The organism is Hymenobacter pini (assembly GCF_020421205.1).
Classification (GTDB): Bacteria; Bacteroidota; Bacteroidia; order Cytophagales; family Hymenobacteraceae; genus Hymenobacter; species Hymenobacter pini.
Genome location: NZ_JAIZZH010000003.1, coordinates 672,411 through 689,715, shown reverse-complemented (window position 1 = coordinate 689,715; position 17,305 = coordinate 672,411). Strand labels below are relative to the sequence as shown.

At 62.4% G+C, this 17,305-nt stretch carries 14 protein-coding genes; 5 read left to right on the top strand and 9 right to left on the bottom strand.

The features are described 5' to 3' along the window. Positions 1-71: 71 nt before the first annotated feature. Positions 72-815, top strand: coding sequence for a shikimate dehydrogenase family protein (locus tag LF252_RS14350; RefSeq protein WP_226270261.1), 744 nt, complete (start codon positions 72-74; stop codon positions 813-815). A gap of 173 nt (positions 816-988) precedes the next feature. Here the strand turns inward: LF252_RS14350 and LF252_RS14345 are convergent, their stop codons facing one another. Beyond that, the gene (locus tag LF252_RS14345) at positions 989-3,469 is read right to left on the bottom strand and encodes an outer membrane beta-barrel family protein (RefSeq protein ID WP_226270260.1); all 2,481 of its coding nucleotides are present in this window, start codon (positions 3,467-3,469) and stop codon (positions 989-991) included. A 246-nt stretch (positions 3,470-3,715) separates the two neighbouring features. On the opposite strand from LF252_RS14345, the gene LF252_RS14340 reads away from it, so the two are divergent. Continuing rightward, positions 3,716-4,894 (top strand): sensor histidine kinase, encoded by a 1,179-nt coding sequence (locus tag LF252_RS14340; RefSeq protein ID WP_226270259.1) that lies wholly within the window; start codon positions 3,716-3,718, stop codon positions 4,892-4,894. Positions 4,895-5,009: 115 nt separating this feature from the next. Then, complete coding sequence (locus tag LF252_RS14335; protein WP_226270258.1) at positions 5,010-5,753, top strand: LytR/AlgR family response regulator transcription factor; 744 nt, start codon at positions 5,010-5,012, stop codon at positions 5,751-5,753. Between the two features lie 174 nt (positions 5,754-5,927). Here the strand turns inward: LF252_RS14335 and LF252_RS14330 are convergent, their stop codons facing one another. The 7 genes from LF252_RS14330 to LF252_RS14300 all read right to left on the bottom strand — a co-directional run bounded on the left by LF252_RS14330 (position 5,928) and on the right by LF252_RS14300 (position 14,068). Further along, positions 5,928-8,501, bottom strand: coding sequence for a TonB-dependent receptor domain-containing protein (locus LF252_RS14330; protein ID WP_226270257.1), 2,574 nt, complete (start codon positions 8,499-8,501; stop codon positions 5,928-5,930). 307 nt (positions 8,502-8,808) lie between these two features. Beyond that, positions 8,809-9,507, bottom strand: coding sequence for a DUF4097 family beta strand repeat-containing protein (locus LF252_RS14325; protein WP_226270256.1), 699 nt, complete (start codon positions 9,505-9,507; stop codon positions 8,809-8,811). A 35-nt stretch (positions 9,508-9,542) separates the two neighbouring features. Then, positions 9,543-10,313 carry a DUF4097 family beta strand repeat-containing protein gene (locus tag LF252_RS14320; protein ID WP_226270255.1) on the bottom strand — a complete coding sequence of 257 codons (771 nt, stop codon included), beginning with the start codon at positions 10,311-10,313 and terminating at the stop codon, positions 9,543-9,545. Positions 10,314-10,420: 107 nt separating this feature from the next. Further along, positions 10,421-11,260 carry a HEAT repeat domain-containing protein gene (locus LF252_RS14315; protein WP_226270254.1) on the bottom strand — a complete coding sequence of 280 codons (840 nt, stop codon included), beginning with the start codon at positions 11,258-11,260 and terminating at the stop codon, positions 10,421-10,423. Positions 11,261-11,288: 28 nt separating this feature from the next. Beyond that, entirely contained in the window at positions 11,289-11,834 is a 546-nt protein-coding gene (locus tag LF252_RS14310) for an RNA polymerase sigma factor (protein WP_226270253.1), read from the bottom strand. A 349-nt stretch (positions 11,835-12,183) separates the two neighbouring features. Continuing rightward, entirely contained in the window at positions 12,184-13,020 is an 837-nt protein-coding gene (locus LF252_RS14305) for an ABC transporter permease (RefSeq protein ID WP_226270252.1), read from the bottom strand. 112 nt (positions 13,021-13,132) lie between these two features. Next, positions 13,133-14,068 carry an ABC transporter ATP-binding protein gene (locus LF252_RS14300; protein ID WP_226270251.1) on the bottom strand — a complete coding sequence of 312 codons (936 nt, stop codon included), beginning with the start codon at positions 14,066-14,068 and terminating at the stop codon, positions 13,133-13,135. A gap of 241 nt (positions 14,069-14,309) precedes the next feature. On the opposite strand from LF252_RS14300, the gene LF252_RS14295 reads away from it, so the two are divergent. Together LF252_RS14295 and LF252_RS14290 are read left to right on the top strand one after the other, a co-directional pair. Beyond that, positions 14,310-15,581: a sensor histidine kinase gene (locus LF252_RS14295; protein WP_226270250.1), complete on the top strand. Its 1,272-nt coding sequence runs from the start codon at positions 14,310-14,312 to the stop codon at positions 15,579-15,581. A gap of 178 nt (positions 15,582-15,759) precedes the next feature. Further along, on the top strand, positions 15,760-16,503 hold the full coding sequence (locus LF252_RS14290) for a LytR/AlgR family response regulator transcription factor (protein WP_226270249.1): 744 nt from the start codon (positions 15,760-15,762) through the stop codon (positions 16,501-16,503). A gap of 152 nt (positions 16,504-16,655) precedes the next feature. Here the strand turns inward: LF252_RS14290 and wrbA are convergent, their stop codons facing one another. Next, positions 16,656-17,270, bottom strand: a complete 615-nt coding sequence (gene wrbA / locus LF252_RS14285; RefSeq protein WP_226270248.1) for an NAD(P)H:quinone oxidoreductase — start codon at positions 17,268-17,270, stop codon at positions 16,656-16,658. Between the last annotated feature and the right edge of the window lie 35 nt (positions 17,271-17,305).

Here is a 17,305-nt window from a genome sequence, read left to right as displayed (position 1 = left end):
AACCGCCCGGGCTGCTTTGGCCGGGGCGGTTTTTTTTGTTGCTTACCCCTCTGAACCCCAGCTCCTCCGTTATGCCGGAATTCGGACTCCTCGGCCGCTCCCTGAAACACTCTTTTTCCCAGACCTACTTCACCCAGAAGTTTCACAACCTGGGGCTGGATGACCACCGCTACGAGCTGTTTGAGCTGGCTACGATGAATGAGCTGCCAGCGCTGCTGGAACGGCACCCGGGCCTGCGGGGCCTCAACGTGACCATTCCGTACAAGGAGCAGGTGTGGCCGTTTCTGAATGAGGTGGCCCCTTCTGCCGCGCGGGTGGGAGCCGTCAACGTCATCGAGTTTCAACCGAACGGCCGGCTGGTGGGGCATAATACTGACTACATCGGGTTTCGGGAGTCACTGCGCACGTTTCTGCCCAAAGGCGACCCGGCCCAATTTCGGGCGCTGGTGCTAGGTAGCGGCGGCGCATCGAAAGCCGTTGAGGTAGCGCTTAAAGACCTGGGCATTGGCTACTGGGTGGTGTCGCGCAACCCGCTGGGGGTGGGCCTGACCTATGAGGAGCTGACGCCCCGGCTGTTGCAGGAGCATCGAATCATCATCAATACAACCCCGCTGGGCACCTATCCGGCCGTGGAGGAGTGCCCGCCCATCCCGTACGCAGCCCTCACCAGCCAGCACTACCTCTACGACCTAGTGTACAACCCCCGCGAAACCGAATTCATGCGGCGCGGCCACAACCAGGGTGTCCACGCCAAAAACGGCTTCGAAATGCTCTGCCTGCAAGCCGAAGCCGCCTGGGAAATCTGGAATAGGTGAGGGCGTGTCATTGCGAGGCGAAGCCGAAGCAATCCTTCCTTTTTCAGAGCGCAAACCTCAGATAAGCACAAAGCCCCTGACGTCCGTGCTGGCGTCAGGGGCTTTTGAATAGGTCAGGGGTCAGCGCTGCGTTAAGGAAGGATTGCTTCGGCTTCGCCTCGCAATGACGTTTTCTATCCGCCCTGCTGGCCGCCACCCCCGCCTTTACCGTCGTCGTTGCGGATGGAGCGGCGCTGGCGCTGGCCGCCTTCCAGCTTACCGAAGCGGTAGTTGAAGGACAGGCGGATGTTGCGCTGGTAGGAGTAGAAGCTGCCGTAGTTCACGAAATCGGGAGTGGTGGTGGTGCTGCGGAACTCCCGGCCGGGGGCCAGGAAGTTGTTGAGGCCCAGCGTCAGGTCGGCCTTTTCAGCCAGTAGCAGCTTCTTCGCGCTCAGGCCGTAGTACACACCGCCGGAGTAGCGCGTCTGGAGTTGCACGCCGCCGGTCCAGAAGCCACCATAGCCCTGGGCCGAGTACGTTTTGCTCAGCTTCACCGAGGAGTTGACGTTCATGTAGAGGCTGGCCCGGCTGTTCACGCGGTTCAGCACGCTGCTGTTCAGGCGGGTGTAGTCGGCGCTGAGGTTAGAGCTCAGGTCCCAGTCCTTCACGGGTTTCCAGGAGCCATACAGGTTCACGCCGTAGTTGTACACCGTGGCCAGGTTGCCGTATGTGGTTTCGTTGCGGGCCAGCTCCTGGTTGTAGCGGCTGTAGCGCTCAATGGAGTTGCCCGTGCGCCGCACAAAACCCGAAGCATTCAGGGACGACTTCTCCCCAAACGTGCCGTAGGTGAGCTCCGCCAGGTCGGCAATTTCGGGCCGAAGCTCGGGGTTACCGAAATTCACGGAGCTGGGCGTTACCTGATTCACGTACGGGTTCAGGAAATAAATCTGGGGGCGCTGAATGCGGCGGGAATAGCTCAGGCGCAGCGTCTGGCCGTCCTTCTTGAGGGTGCGGGTGGCGCTCAGGTTGGGCAGCACGTTCAGGTAGTCGTTGCGGAAACGGCCGGCCTCGTTCTGAAACTCGCCCGTAATATCCGTGCGCTCCAGGCGGGCCCCCAGGCTGAAGGTGTATTTCTTACCCGCCGAGAAGTTGTAAGTACTGTAGGTAGCCAGCACGTTCTGGGAGTAATCGAAGCGGTTGGAGCGCAGGGCACTGCGCGCAAAATCAGTCTGCCGGCTTACCAGCAGCGTGTCCAGGTTGTAGTCGCTGGTTACTCGCCGGCCAATGTGCTTGGCTCCCAGCTCCAGCGTGTTCTTCTCCCCGAACGGGTGGGTGTAATCGGTCTGGAAGGTGGTTTCGAGGTTGCGGGCCAGGTTGCGGCTGGCTTCCCGGTACTCCACGGGGCCGCCGTATAGCTCAGCCGTCGGAAACTGGTCGAGGCGGTATTGGCCCCGGCTGCGGTTGTTGGTGTGCTGAGCCAGAATGCTCCACTCGCGGCGGGGCTGCTGCTCGCCAAACGTGCGGGTGTAGCCGGCGTTCAGGTCGAAGTTGCGGCTTTCATCCTGGCGGTTGATGTCGCGGGTGTACAGCGTATCCAGCTGGGGCTGGCCCCGGTACTCATTGAAAAGCTGCTGCGGCGTTTGGTTGCGATAGAGGTTGCCGTTGCCGCTCACCGTGAAGCTGTGCAGGGGCGAGGGGTCATAAGTGAGTTCCACTTGGCCATACCCGCCCTGGCCCTGGTTGCGGGACGTGGTGCGCTCGGTGAGCTGGCCGGTGCCCCCACCGGGCAGGAAACTGGTGCGCTCCGTTAGGCTCTTGAAGGGGTAGAGGTTCCGGAAGCCGCTGAGCTTGGTGTTCACGCCCACCTTACCGCGCTTGGCGTTAAGCGCGCCGTTGAGGCCCTGGTTCCGGTTGCCGCCGCTGATGCCCACGTTGCCGCTGGTACCCTGCAGGCTGCTTTTCTTGAGCACAATGTTGATAACACCGCCCGAGCCCTCGCCATCGTACTTGGCTGAGGGGGCCGTAACTACCTCAATGGCTTTGATCTGGTCGGCCGGAATTTGCTTCAGGGCTTCGGCCAGGTTGCCGGCCAGCAGGGCCGAGGGCTTGTTGTTGATGAGGATGCGCACGTTGCTGGTGCCGCGTAGCTGCACGTTGCCATCCCCATCTAGGTTCACCAGCGGGGTTTTGCGCAGAATATCGGCGGCCGTACCACCGGTATTGCTGGCGTCCTGGTCGGCGTTGTACACGAGGCGGTCGGGCTTGGTTTCCACCACGGGCCGCTCTCCGGTTACGGTTACGCCGGCCAGGTTTTGGGCCGAGGCAGTAAGCTGGAGGCTGCCCAGGTTCTGAGGCTCGGCCGTAATGGTCACCGGCTTCACTAAACTACCATAGCCCACAAAGCTGATTTGCAGCCGAAACTCGCCGGTGGGCAGGTTCTGCAACTCGAAGCGGCCGTCGGCATCGGCGGTGCCGCCCAGCAGCGGGGCCGTACCGGTGGCGGGCAGCAAGGCCACGGTGGCGTACTCCACGGGTTTCTGAGTAGCGGCATCCAGCACCCGGCCTGTAAGCCGGCCAGGGCCTTTGGTGGCCGAAACGGTAGTGGTGGGAGAAGTCTGGGCAACTACTCCAAGAGGAGCCGTAGCCAGCAAAAGCAATGGTAAGAATTGCTTCATACAAAGAATAGAGGAGGAAACGGAATAGCGTAGGGCCTAACGTCCCTCGAAAAAGATCAGTCAGACAACGGCTCAAACGTAGCGCGTATTTCACCCAAGAGACGGAATAATCAACCAACGTTGCGTCCGGCCTCAACTAAAGGCAGTATTCCAGCCCTCAGGCATCTGCGCCGAACTGATGAGCGGCAAGAGCCGGTTGATTGAAACCGGCGCTGCGGTTGGTTGAAAACCCCGCTGAAAGTGCCCGTGAGGTTGTATGTTGCCGGAGCATTCGGTGGGCGGCCTCGCCTGCCATTACCTCACTTCGCCCTGACTTCGCCTTTCTCTTCTGCTCGCGCCTCGCGCCGCCCGGCCTGGCAACTGCCCGCGTGGCTGCGGCGGCTGCCCTGGGTACACGTGGGGTGGTTTGCCCTGCTGCTGTACTTCGATGCCCAGGGCTGGCTGCTCAACCAGGGCATACTCATTCCGCCGCTCAAGGACCATTTCTGGCCCCTGGCCCTCACTACAAACGCGCTGGATTCGGGCCTGTTTTACCTGAACTGGTTTACCATGCCCACGCTGTTTCGGCAGGGGCGGGTAGGGGCGTATCTGGCGGTGCTGCTGCTGGGGCTGGTGGTGTTTTGTGCTACCCGCATTGGTGTGAGCTACTACTTCGAGGAAGTGAAAGTGCAGGGCCAGAACCAGCCGCTGAGCTTCTACGTGCAGGTACTGCAGAGCTACTACCTGCTGCTGGGCGGGCTGATTCTGGCCCTGAGCTTCTTCCTGCGGCTGGCCGGCGACTACCTGCGGGAGCGGGACAACCGCCGGGAGCTGGAGCAGCAGCACCTGCGCACCGAGCTGGCACTGCTTAAAAACCAGCTGCACCCGCACTTCCTGTTCAACACGCTCAACAACATCTACTCCCTTACGTTGCACGCCTCGCCCCAAGCCCCGGAGGCAGTGCTGCGCCTTTCAGAGCTGATGCGCTACCAGCTCTACGACAGTGCCGACGACCTGGTGCCGCTGGCCCGGGAAATTCACCACCTGCAGAGCTTCCTCACCCTACAGCACCTGCGCCTGCCCCCCGAGGACGCCGACGAGGCCATTCAGTGCACTATACTGCTGCCGCCTGGCGCCGACCACGCCTGCCGCCTGCCGCCCATGCTGCTGCTGCCGCTGGTGGAAAACGCTTTCAAGCACGGCGACCTGACGGCCCGCCCCCACGTGGTGCGCATCAAGCTGGAGCTGGCCCCCGATGGGCAGCTGCACTTCCTGGTGCGCAACCGGGTGGCCCCCGAGGCGGCGGAACCGGGGGGCGTGGGCCTCACCAATCTGCGCCGGCGCCTGGAACTGCTGTACCCCGAGCGGCACGCCCTGATTATCACCGCCAACGCCCAGGAATACGCCGTGCGGCTGTCGGTGCAGCTGACAGCCGGCGCCTCCTAAGGCGACGGGGGCATCGGTTCCCGCAGAGGTTCGCGGAGGTCGTTCTATCTTGAGAAGGTCCTTCGCAGGCTCAACTGAGCATTTCACCTATTCAATCATTCAACCATTCATTTAAATGTCCCGTCGCCCGTTGAGCTGTGTAGTGGTGGATGACGAGCCGCTGGCCTTGAAAGTGTTGGCCGAGTACTGCACCCAGGTGCCGTTTCTGGAGCTGCGTGGGCAGTTTCAGGATGCGCTGGCGGCGGTGGCCTATCTGCAGGATAACCCCGTGGATGTGGTATTTCTGGATATTCAGATGCCGCGCCTCACCGGCCTGCAGCTGGCCCAGCTGCTGCCCGCCCCCCGGCCGCGCATCATCTTCACTACCGCCCACCCCGATTACGCTGTGCAGAGCTACGAGCTGCCCGCGCTGGATTACCTGCTCAAGCCTATTTCCTTCGAGCGGTTTGTGCAGGCGGCGCACCGCGCCCACACGGCGTTACCCGCGGCCCCGGCCACCCCATCAGCACCCATGGAAACGCCCGAGCCGCAGGACACTGCCGAGGCTCTGTTTGTGAAGCAGGACAGCCGCCTGCGCCGCGTGCCCATCGACGAGCTGTACTACGTGGAGGGCCAGAAGGAATACCTGATGTACTACACGGCCACCGGCAAAATCCTCACCCTGCAATCCTTCCGCAAGCTGGAGGAGCTGCTGCCTTCCGGCCGCTTCGCCCGCATCCACAAGTCCTACCTCATCAACCTGCGCCATCTGGAGTTTGTGGAGCGCCACCGCGTGCAGGTGCACGGCGCCAGCCTGCCCATCGGCGAAACCTACCGGGAGGCGTTTCTGGAGTTGCTGCGGTATCATGGAAAGCTGTAGAGTCGTCATTGCGAGCCGGAGGCGAAGCAATCCGTCCTTTTCTGAGCACAGACCTTCGACCTATTCAAAAGCCCCTGACGCCAGCACGGACGTCAGGGGCTTTGCGCTTCTCAAGGCTATGAGAATTAATAAGGAAGGATTGCTTCGCCTCCGGCTCGCAATGACGGGCGTGGGTTATTGCTGACCTTGGCTGTTGCCGTCGCCGCCTTGCTTCACGTCGTCGTTCTGGATGCTGCGGCGGCGTTTGGGGGCTTGCTGGCTTACTTTGCCGAAGCGGTAGTTGAAAGCCAGGCGCACCCCGCGCAGGTAGATGTAGTTGTTGCTTTCCTGACGGAACTGGTCGGTGTTGAGAGTGGTGCTGAGGTTGCGGGTAGCCGAGAGGAAGTTGTCGGCGTTCAGCGTAAGGTCAGCCTTGTCCTTGAGCAGGTTTTTGCGCAGACCCACCGAGTAGAACGTCCAGGCCTGCTGGCGGCCCTGCAGCTGCACCCGGGGCGAGTTGAGGCCCCCAAAGAACTGCACGCTCAGCCCCTTCTCGAATTTATAGCCCGAGTTCAGGTTCAGGTTGTACATCACCCCGCTGTTGTTCAGGCCCAGCGAAGGGCTTTTCAGCGACACGTAGTACACGTTCACGTTGCCGCTCACGTCCCACTTCGGCACCGGCTTCACCGAGCCAAACAGGCTGATGCCGTAGGTAGCATTGCGGCCGATGTTGCGGAAGGTCTGGTTGTTCACCCCGTTTTCCACGAACCGGTAGCTCTCAATGGCGTTGCCGGTGCGCCGGGCGTAGGCCGACATATTCAGCACCGAGCCCTTGATGAACGTAGTATAGTTGATTTCGTAGCTGTCCGTCAGCTCGGGCTCCAGTTGGGGGTTGCCGTAGCTCACGTTCAGCGTGTCGGAAGTGTTGCGGAAGGGGTTCAGATAGAAAATCTGGGGGCGCTGAATGCGGCGGGAATACGCCAGGCGCAGCGACTGACCCGGTTTCTTGGGGTTCTGGGGCTGGTAGCTTAGGCTCAGGTTGGGCAGCAGGTTGGTGTAGTTCTGCTTCACGGCCGAGTTTTCGCTCTGCTGCTGCTGGAAATTGCCGTTGATGCGCGTATTCTCCACCCGGGCCCCCAACTTAAAGCTCACCTTCTTGCTGGCCGAAAACCCATACGTGCCGTAGCCCGACAGCACGTCCTGGTTGTAGTCGAACAGGTTGGAGCGGCTGGGGTTATACACCGGGTCGAGGCTGCCGCCTGTCGCCGGGCTGTTGAACACGTCATAGTCGCTGCTCACGCGGCGCAGAATAGCTTTGGCTCCGGTTTCCAACAGCGCCGTTTCCGATGTTGGGTGGGCGTAGTCGGTCTGTAGAGTAGTTTCGAGGTTACGCGAGAGGTTGTCGGATTCTTCTCGGTAGTTCTTGGCGAAGTTTTCGGTGGTGTTGCCCGCAAACTGGTCGAGGCCGTACGCCTGCACGTTGCGGTTGCGGGTGTGCTGGGCCAGCACCGTCCACTCCCGGCGCTTCTGCTCGAAGGTGCGAGTGTAGGAGCCGCTCATATCGTAGCTCTGGGTGCGGAAGCGGCGCTCTGTGTCGCGGGTAAACTCGTTGCTCACCGGCAGCAGCACGTTGTTGTACTGGTCGTAGCTGCCGCTGTTACGGAACAGGTTGCCCTGCACGTTCAGCGTGAGGTTGTGGTACTGAGCCGGGTCGTAATCGAGGCCCAAACGCCCGAAACCGCCGCCCCCAATGGTGTTGCCGTCGCCCCGCTGCTCCAAGGAAAGACGCTCCTGGCCGCTGCCGTCCTTGAGGTAGCGGGTGAGGTCGTTGCGGTTGGGGCTGTAGAACATAAAGCCGCTCACGGAGCTGGTGAGCCCCACTTTACCCTTGCGGTAGTTGAGCGAGGCATTGCCGTTGGAACTGCGCGTGCCGGCCGCCAGCCCCACCGAGCCGTTCACGCCCTCCAGATTGTTCTTCTTGAGCGTAATGTTGATGATACCGCCCGTGCCTTCGGCGTCGTACTTGGCCGAGGGCGTGGTAATCACCTCCACGCTCTTGATCTGGTCGGCCGGAATCTGCTTCATGGCATCGGCCACCGACGAGGCCACAATGCCCGAGGGCTTGTTGTTGATGAGCACGCGCACGTTGCTGGTGCCGCGCAGCTCCACGTTGCCGTCGGGGTCCACGTTCACCAGCGGCACTTTGCGCAGCACGTCGGCCGCGGTGCCGCCGGTGTTGGTCAGGTCCTTCTCGGCGTTGTATACAATACGGTCCGGCTTGGTCTCAATAACGTCCCGCTCCCCGGTTACTGTCACCTCGCCCAGCTTCTGGGCCGTGCCTTCCAGGTTGATAGTAGGTACCGTGGTCAGCCCGTTGGTAATAGTCACGTTGCGCGTTTGGGTAGCGTAGCCGATAAAGCTGATCTGCAACCGGAACTCGCCAGCGGCCAAGCCCTGCAGCTTAAAGCGGCCCCGCTCGTCGCACACGCCGCCATCCAAGGGCGTGTTGCCGCTCAGGGGCAGTAGCGTGATGGTGGCAAACTCCACAGGCTTCTTGGTAGCGGCATCCAGTACGGTACCTTCCAGCCGGCCGGTGCCTTTGGCCGCCGTAGGCAGAATGGGTTTGGCCGGTGCCGACGCAGCTGGTTGGCCGGGGCCACCGGCCGCGCCGCGCTGCACGGCGGGCGCACCGGCCGGCGGTGTAGTTTGGGCCAGAACCGGAGCAGCTAGTAAGCCAGTGAGCAGCAGCGGGAGGGTAGCAGATTTCATAGAAATTGGTAGAGAGAAGGATGAGTGCGCGAAGAGAGCCGCCACCTGGGCGGGGCACAAGAAAAATCGACTGAAGTGTAGCTGGCGGGTTCCGAAGCGTGGGGGCTGGGGTGGATAGGGGGCGAAACCGCGCAGGGTAGGTTGTGGTAGCGGGCCGCGGCGGGCAAAGCCGGAGCAAAGAGCGGATAGGTAGTTCAGTAAGACAAAGCTCCGGCAGCCGCGTTTACCACGGCGTTTTATTCAACAAATCCGATACTGGCAACCGGCAACGCCCCCGCACCTCCCGCCAATGCAGACCCGGCGCGGACTACCGGGCCTCCCGGAAAAACACGTTTCCGCTGATGGATTCGAGGCGTAGGGCCGGGCCGGTACCGCCGCGCAGGGTGCCGCGCACTTCGTAGCCCACCGGCGAGCTGTACCGTTGCTGCTGCTGAAACGCCACCGAGGGGCTGGTGTACACCTCGCCCGTTATGGACTTCAGGGCCACTTGGGCGCTGCAGTTGGCCGGCCAGCTCACATCCACAAACCCGCTGATGGATTTGGCGCTTAGCGGACCCGTGAGGCCCTGTACTTCCACGTTGCCGTTGATGGTGCTGAGGCGCAGGCTGGTATTGGCGGGCAGCGTCACCTCGCACACAATATCAGCGCACACGCGGGCCGAGTTTTTGCCGCCGTAGTACCACGACGCGCTGTCGGGACAGGTGCCGGGCGTAGCCTGGGCCAGGCGCTGCTGGTCCAGGTCGGCCGTCACGGTGAGCTGCGAGTCGGTGCGGCTCAGGTTCAGCCGGAAGGCGTCGTTGAGCGTGTTCTGGTTGATGTTCACCGTGGCCCGCACCCGCAGCTGGCCGTCGGTAGCGGGCCGCACCCGAATGGTGTTGGCGAATTTCAGGTTCAGTAGCACCGCCTGGGTAGGCGCTACGGGGGCGTGTTGCTCGGTAACGGTCTGGGCCGAGGTGGTTGGGGCGGCAGTGAGGGCCAGCAGGCCCACTAGCAGGAAGCGGAACATGGCGAATGGAATAAGAAAGTGGAGGATATGGTGCCTTACTTGGCTTTGCGCAGGTACACGTTGCCGCTGATGGTGTTCAGCGTCATCTTAGAGCCACCCCCGTTCAGGGGCACCGTCACGGTCTGGCCACCCACCCGGTTCAGGCCGTTGGCGGCGGGCTTAGGAGTCAGGTCGAAGTCGGTGTACACTTCCCCCGACATGGAGCGCAGGCTCACCGTAGCTTTGGTGGCGGCGGGCATCGTTACGTCGAGGTTGCCGCTAATCAGTGACACGGCCGTGGGGCCCTGGGCCCCCGTGGCCAGCTGCAGCGTCACGTCGCCGCTGGTACCGTTGGCTACCACCGGGCCGCTAATGCCCGTAAGGGTGGCGTTACCATTTTTCATGGCCAGCTCCAGGCCGCCGCTGAGGTTGCTCACGGTGAGGTTACTGCCCGTCCAGGTGCCTTCCCGAAACGTGAGGCTGGTGTTGCGGGGCACCCGCAGGGTGTACGTAGCATCCTTGCGCGACACCTGCTGCACCCGCACCGTGTTGCCCTCCACGCTCACGGCCAGACCCTGACGCGTGTTGTCCTCCGCCGATTGGTACACCGGGCGCAAGCCTTCAGCACGTTTGGGTGGGGCCTCGTAGGTGCCGCCTTTGATGAGCACTTCCTCGCCGTCGTAGGTTTCCACCACCACGTCGCTGCCGCGCATTTCCAGCAGCAGGCGGCGGTCCTGGCGGGTAGCGAAGCGGGTTTTGTATTCCTGGGCCCGCAGGGCGGGAGCCACACCGGCCGTCAGCAGGGCCAGCAGAAGGAGCTGTTTCATATCTGTTGAAAAAGAAGGGGGATGGAAGAAAATGATGGTGTAGGCGCTGCCCGGCAACGCCCTAAGGCGCGCCCGCAGCACGGTGAAAAGCAGAGAGAAAAGGAAGATTAGATAAGCAGGCCCAGGCCCCGCTCGGCCTGTTGGCGCACGGGCGGCAGCACGCCGGGCTGCCGGGCCAGCTGCTCCAGCGGGGCCACGGCGCGCTTATCGCGCAGGGCGATGAGCAGTTCGATCAACGTCAGCTGCACGTTGGGGTCGGTTTGGTTGGGCAGGGCCTGCACCAGGGCCGGGCCCACGCGCAGGTCGGTGCGGAGCTGGAACAGGGCTTCGGCCGCGGCCAGACGCACGTTGGGGTTGGGGTCGGCGTTGAGCAGGGTGATGAGCACCTGCACGGCCGGGTCGCCGGGCTGCACTTCCGCGGGCACGGCACTCACCAAGCTCAGCCGCCGGCTGGCCGGGGCCGACTGCACCATGGCCGCCGTGAGCCGGGCCGCCACCCCCGAATCGGCCACGGGCTGGTGGGCTACTTCCGGCTGGGCGGGCCGTAGCAGCAGGCCCAGCACCATGCCCACCGCCAGCAGCGCTACCGACGCGGCCACCCGCAGCCACGCCCCGGCCGGACTGGCCTCCCACAGCGGCAGCACCCGGCCCGGGCGGGGCGCGGCGGCCGGCGCTTCAGTGGGCAAGTGCTGCTTTTCATGGGCAATGGCGGCCAGCAGTGCGTCGCGCATAGACGGCGGGGGCAGCAGCAGGGGCTCGTCGTTGAGGGCATGGAGCAGGGTGCGGAGCTGTTGCACCTGCTGCTGGCAGGCCGGACACCGGGGCAGGTGGGCCGTCACGGCGGCGCTGTCGGTGGCGGGCAGCTCCTGCTCCACAAAGGCGGGCAGCAACGGCCGTAGCGCAGAGCATTCGGGAAGTTCGGCGGGGTGAGTAGGAAAAGCAGCCATAGAAATCAGGGGCCGAAGCCCGTACGCGTTAGTTGAAATACACGACCCGCAGGGCCTCCAGCGCCCGGTGGGCCTTTACCCGGGCCGCCCCCTCCGAGCACCCCATCATTTCCCCGATTTCGGCGTAGCTGAACCCCTGGAAGCGGTGCAGCACCAGTACCTCGCGCTGGGTCGCCGGCAGCAGGCTCAGCGCCTCCTGCACCGATTGGGCGCAGTCGGCAGTAGCGTGGTGGTGCTGGGCGGCGGCGGCGTGGGTAGGGGTTCGTTCCAAGTGGTCGAGGTCGGTGGTGGGGCGGTGGCGCTGCCAGTGGTCGGCGTGCACGTGCCGGGCCAGTTGGTACACCCAGGTGCGGAAGCTGAGGGTGGGCTGAAAGGTGTGGCGGTATTTGAGCACCCGCAGAAACACGTTTTGCGTCAGGTCCTGCCCCACCTCCCGGTTGCCACCATTGAGGCGGGTCAGGAAGCCAAACAACGGGCCGTGGTACCGCTCAAACAGCAGCGTGAGCTGGTCCAGGTTGTCGGCCTGAACCTGAAGCATCAGGTGCTCGTCGCTGAGAGGAGAAGTGGTTGCCACGCGGTGCTGCGAATGGTGGTGTTTGCTTCGATTACCGGGCAAATAACCATTCGTTACACGCCTCCCGAAAAATATTTTTCCCGGCCCTGGTGGTGCTTGTGCTTCAGTGGCGAAAATGGCCGTTATACCAAACGAAATTCAGGTTTGGTGCTGTGAGCAGATGGTGTAGAGACGCGACACTTCGCGTCTCTTCGTTGCACAATGCAAGGCGGTACAGGACCTCCTTGCGGGAGACGCGAAGTGTTGCGTCTCTACATTTTCAGGCAAATAGCTGCGAGGGCGGCACAAAAAAGCCCCTGCCGGGTAACCGTCAGAGGCTTTCGAGGAAAGGAAATGCAGGGCGGAAATATTAACTCACGTTGCGGCGCAGTAAGATGATGTAGCCCACTACCAGCACCCCGGCAAACCAGCCCAGGGAATACCACTCGTGCTTGGCCAGCTCGTGGGCCACGGTGAGGGTGCCTTTCTCCATCTTCATGGCCATGGCAGTGCCCAGCGGCGCGGCGTAGGGAATTTTATCCACGTGCTCCCAGCTGAGCAGGGCAATGGTGGCTACCACCGCGCCCATGCCCACGCCCACTGGCACCACGAAGGAGCGCCAGAACAAACTCACCACGTATTGCACCGCCAGTAGCCCCAGCGTAGCCACGTAGGTCCGCACGAACATCCACATGATGGTTTCCAAGGGAATGGTAGACCACGCAAACCCCAACTTGGGCCGCAGCACACTCAGGAGCATGCCGGCACCCAGCAGCAAAGCCACGAACAGCAGCAAGGCCACGGCATTCAAGGCCAGAATCAGCAGGAGTTTCGACAGAAACACTGCCCCGCGCCCTACCGGCTGCGCAAACAGGTGTTTCCAGGCGGTGGCTTTGGTTTCGATGTGCACGACCAGGCTGGTGAGCAGCACCACGAACAGCGGCAGCAGCAGCGTACCCGCCGTTTGCCAGCTGGCATTGATAAACCGGGGCCAGGGGCTGCCCCCGGCTTTCATAATGACCTCACCCTTGAAAAAGAAAATCAGGAACGTAATCAGCACCGGAAATGCGCCGCTGAGCAGCGTAAGCCGCAGCGCCGCTGTGCGCTTCAGCTTCAGCGTATCGGAGGCGAGGGTGCGGCTTAGCTGTGTGAGCGGAGCCGGGGCCGCAGGCAGCGTAAAATCGGGAGAGGGTAGGGTAGCTTCCATAGAGCAGAGAGAATAAGGAGTAGCTGTCATTCCAACGAAGGAGAAATCTGGGTTGACTATCTGGATGAATGAAACCAGATTCCTTACCTCGTTTGGAATGACAAAAAGCAGGTTACACAGCCGCCACGCGGGTTTCGGTGAGGTGGAGGAAGGTGTCTTCCAGCGTGGGCTGCTCCAGGCGCAGGCCGTACAGCGGCTGCTCGGCGGCTACCAGCTCCACGGCCAGGGCGGCCGTGTGCTCCTGGCTGAGCCAGGGCAGCCACAGCGTGCCGGGACCCGCTACCGTAGCCCCGGCCAGCAGGCGGGGCAGCAGATTGCGGCATGTTTCCGCGTCCTGGGTTTCAATTACCAGGCGGGCGCGGCCGGTTTGCAGGCGGCGCAAATCGGGCAGGCTGCCCTGGAACACCAGCCGGCCCTGCTGAATCACGCCCACGTGGGTGGCCATTTTCTCAATCTCGCTGATGAGGTGGCTGCTGACCACAATGGTTTTGCCGTGCTGCTTGCACAGGCGCTGCAGCAGCTCCCGCATTTCAATAATGCCGTTGGGGTCGAGGCCGTTGGTGGGCTCATCCAGGAGCAGCAGGTCGGGGTCGGAGAGTAGGGCAATGGCCAGGCCCAGGCGCTGCCGCATGCCCAGGGAGTACTCCTTGGCGGGGCGGTGGGCGTTATCGGTGAGGCCCACCAGCTCCAGCACCTCGGCCGTGCGGCTGGCGGCCACGCCCCGGAGGCGGCGGGTGGCTTCCACGTTTTCGCGGCCCGAGAGGTGGTCGTAGAGCGAAGGGTTTTCGATGAGGGCACCCACCCGGTCCAGCAGCGCCACCCGGTGCCGGGCCAAATCGTGGCCAAACAGGTGTACCGAACCACTGGCGGGCCGCAGCAGGCCCAGCAGCAGCCGCATGGTGGTGCTCTTGCCGGCCCCGTTTGGCCCCAGAAAACCGTAGAGGCTGCCCGGCTCCACCTGCAGGTTCACATCGTGCAGAATAGGCCGCTGGCCGAAGCGGAAATGCAGGCTGCGGGTTTCCAGCAGCAGGGGAGAGGTTGATTTCATAGCGCAGAAAGACAGAGAGAACGGCAGCAAACCTAGCCGCCCCTGTATATCTTCTCCCTCCTATTCAACCAACCCACCGCCCCGGCCCCGAAACGACGATTTTTCCCGACCAAACCCCATTTCCAGCCTCTTGCCGGGCCCCTCTATGGGTTAAGGCTACCGGTATAGGCGTTGGCGGCAGTTCTGGGCGGGTTGATTGAAAAAAAGCCCAAAATGGGCCACCCGCGTGTTATTTTCGAGAATGGAAGTTCTGTCCGCTCCGCTGAGGGCATCGTCGGGGAAAGATGCAATGGGTTCCCGCTTGGGCTGGCGTAAGCGCCTGCGTGCTTGGCTCCGGCCCGATACCTGGTCGGCAGCTCAGGAAAAGCTGCGCGTGCCCCGCTGGATTCACGTGGTGTTGTGGGTGGTGCTGGTGCTGCTGGATGGGCTCAAGCTGGGTAGCGTCATCAATGTGCTGCCGCGCTTTCCGGCTACCCTGGCCGAGTGGCAGCCGCTGTGGCCCATGGTAGGGCGGCTGGTGGTAGAGGATATCTGTGCGGCCACGCTGTTTTACCTGACCTGGCGCTGGCTGGTGCCGCGCACTTTGGGCCGGGCCCGGGTACTGCAATACGGCCTGCTGACGGCCCTGCTGGTGCTGCCCTACGCCTTTGCTATCGGCTGGCTCACGGCCCAGACTTCCCGCAAAGGCGTGCAGATTTCGGCCTACCGCGTTACGCGCCCGGTGGGCACCAAGGGCAGGCAGGTAACCACCATTGTACCGGGCCGCAAGCCCAACGCCGATACCACCGAGGTGTGGGCCCGCATCTTCAGCTCAGCCATTGTGGGCGTGTTCATCATCGGGAGCAGCTCGGCCCTGCGCATCACCGGCGACTACGTGCGGGGCCAGCGCAACCGCCGCGAAATGGAGCGCCAGCAGCTGCTCACGGAGCTGGCCATGCTCAAAACCCAGATCAATCCGCACTTCCTGTTCAACACGCTCAACAACATCTACTCCCTCACCAGCCGCAAGTCCGACAAAGCCCCCGAAGCCGTGCTGCGTCTGGCCGAAATCATGCGCTACCTGCTCTACGAAAGCAGCACCGATACCGTACCCCTGAGCCGGGAAATTGACCACTTGCGCAGCTTTCTGGATTTGCAGCGGCTGCGGCTGTCAGCTTCGGCCCAGCAGGCCATTCAGTTTGAGGTAGAAGGCACCTCGCCCGATTGCGCCCACCCCATTGCGCCGCTGCTGCTGCTGCCGCTGGTGGAAAACGCCTTCAAACACGGCGACCTAACGGCCCGGCCCGTGGCCGTACACGTTTCGCTGCGGCTGGCTTCCGATGGGCTACTGCGCTTTACGGTGCTCAACCACGTGGCCCCCGCCGATGCTGAGCGGGAACTGCCCAGGCAGCCCGGCGGCGTGGGCCTCGTCAACCTGCACCGCCGCCTGGAGCTGCTCTACCCCGGCCGCTACGCCCTCGACGTGCAAACGCCCCCCGGCCAGCACCTCGTTACACTGGTGCTGCTGCAGTAGGGTAGGAGGGTTTGGGGGTAAGCGGGTAGGAGTCGGGGATAGTTGTTTGAACGCTATCCGTTGACCGTCAGCCGGTCTCCGCTAATCTGCCTTACTATGCTGCATCCAACGCGACGATATATCTTTCCCACTATATCATCCTAAACTCCTACCTTCCTACCCTCATACCCTGATAAAGATGACCTGCGTTATCCTCGATGATGAGCCCTTGGCCCTGGACCTATTAGCCGATTACTGCGCCCAAGTACCCGGATTGGAGCTGAAGGCCCAGTTCGAAGATGCGCTGCAGGGCTTGGCCTACCTGCAGGATAATCCCGTGGACGTGGTGTTCCTGGATATTCACATGCCCCGGCTTACCGGGGTGCAGTTGGCCCAACTGCTGCCCCAGCCCGGCCCGCGCATCGTGTTTACCACCGCCTACGACCAGTATGCCGTGCGCAGCTACGAGCTGAATGCCGCCGACTACCTGCTCAAGCCCATTGCCTTCGAGCGGTTCGTGCAAACAGTGCAGAAGCTCCGCCAGCAGCTGCAGCCCACCACACCCGTAGCGCCGACTCCGGCTGTTACTGCGTCGGCGCACCCGGAAGCTACGCCTACCGCGCCGGATGCTATGTTCGTGAAAAACGACCACCGCCTCCAGCGCGTCGCCTTTGATGATATTCTCTACATCGAGGGCATGAAGGAGTACCTGATGATATATACCACTACCGGTAAGGTGCTCACGCTCCAGTCGTTTCGGCGGGTGGAGGAGGTGCTGCCCCCCGAGCGGTTTGCCCGTATCCACAAGTCGTTTCTGGTGGCGTTGAGCCGCATTGAGCACGTGGAGCGGGGCAAGGTGCAGGTAGCCGGCCGCCTCCTGCCCATCGGCGACACCTACCGAGACTCGTTCAACGCCCTCATCAAAGCTTACAACTTGTTGTAGGGTAGAAGACAGGAGTTAGAAGCTAGGAGGCAATTCATCATCCGAGCAATGAAGAAGGACCTTACTGTGCTGGAGCAGATTATCCCAGCGCAGTAAGGTCCTTTGTTTACTTCAGATGACAGATGGAGTACTAACTCCTGCCTCCTAACCTTCTACTTCGCCGCCAGCTTCTTGGCAATTTCGGCGGTGTGGCGGCCCTGGAAACGGGCACCTTCCAACTCATTGTCGCTGGGCTGCCGCTCGCCCTGGCCGCCGGCCACGGTGCTGGCGCCGTAGGGCGTACCGCCGGTTACGTCGGTGTGGCCCATCTGGCCCTGCCAGGCGTAGGGCAGGCCCACAATTACGAGGCCGTGGTGCAGCATTTCGGTGTGCAAGCTGCGCAGGGTTACTTCCTGGCCACCGTGCTGGGTAGCGGTGCTTACAAAGCCCCCGCCCACTTTGCCTACCAGCTTGCCCTGCGCCCATAGCGCCCCCGTACCATCCAGGAAAGCCTGAATCTGGCTGCACACGTTGCCGTAGCGGGTGGGCGTACCGATGATGATGGCATCGTACTGATCCAACTCCTCAGGCTTGGCCACCGGAATGTGCTCAAATGCCTTCTGAGCCTGCGTAGCCCCGATTTTTTCGAGTAGCTCGGCGGGCAGGGTTTCCGGTACTTTCTTGATGACTACTTCGTTGTCGGCTACCTGGCGGGCACCTTCGGCCACGGCTTCGGCCAGCTTGTACACGTGACCATACGTGGAGTAAAACAGCACAAGTGTTTTCATGGGATAAGCAGTTGGGGTAGGAGTATGCATGTGAG

Coding starts and splice junctions, on each gene's coding strand:
- LF252_RS14325 (WP_226270256.1), bottom strand. CDS start 9,507: ATGTTCCGCTTCCTGCTAGTGGGCCTGCTGGCCCTCACTGCCGCCCCA.
- LF252_RS14330 (WP_226270257.1), bottom strand. CDS start 8,501: ATGAAATCTGCTACCCTCCCGCTGCTGCTCACTGGCTTACTAGCTGCT.
- LF252_RS14315 (WP_226270254.1), bottom strand. CDS start 11,260: ATGGCTGCTTTTCCTACTCACCCCGCCGAACTTCCCGAATGCTCTGCG.
- LF252_RS14350 (WP_226270261.1), top strand. CDS start 72: ATGCCGGAATTCGGACTCCTCGGCCGCTCCCTGAAACACTCTTTTTCC.
- LF252_RS14290 (WP_226270249.1), top strand. CDS start 15,760: ATGACCTGCGTTATCCTCGATGATGAGCCCTTGGCCCTGGACCTATTA.
- LF252_RS14320 (WP_226270255.1), bottom strand. CDS start 10,313: ATGAAACAGCTCCTTCTGCTGGCCCTGCTGACGGCCGGTGTGGCTCCC.
- LF252_RS14335 (WP_226270258.1), top strand. CDS start 5,010: ATGTCCCGTCGCCCGTTGAGCTGTGTAGTGGTGGATGACGAGCCGCTG.
- LF252_RS14300 (WP_226270251.1), bottom strand. CDS start 14,068: ATGAAATCAACCTCTCCCCTGCTGCTGGAAACCCGCAGCCTGCATTTC.
- wrbA (WP_226270248.1), bottom strand. CDS start 17,270: ATGAAAACACTTGTGCTGTTTTACTCCACGTATGGTCACGTGTACAAG.
- LF252_RS14345 (WP_226270260.1), bottom strand. CDS start 3,469: ATGAAGCAATTCTTACCATTGCTTTTGCTGGCTACGGCTCCTCTTGGA.
- LF252_RS14295 (WP_226270250.1), top strand. CDS start 14,310: ATGGAAGTTCTGTCCGCTCCGCTGAGGGCATCGTCGGGGAAAGATGCA.
- LF252_RS14305 (WP_226270252.1), bottom strand. CDS start 13,020: ATGGAAGCTACCCTACCCTCTCCCGATTTTACGCTGCCTGCGGCCCCG.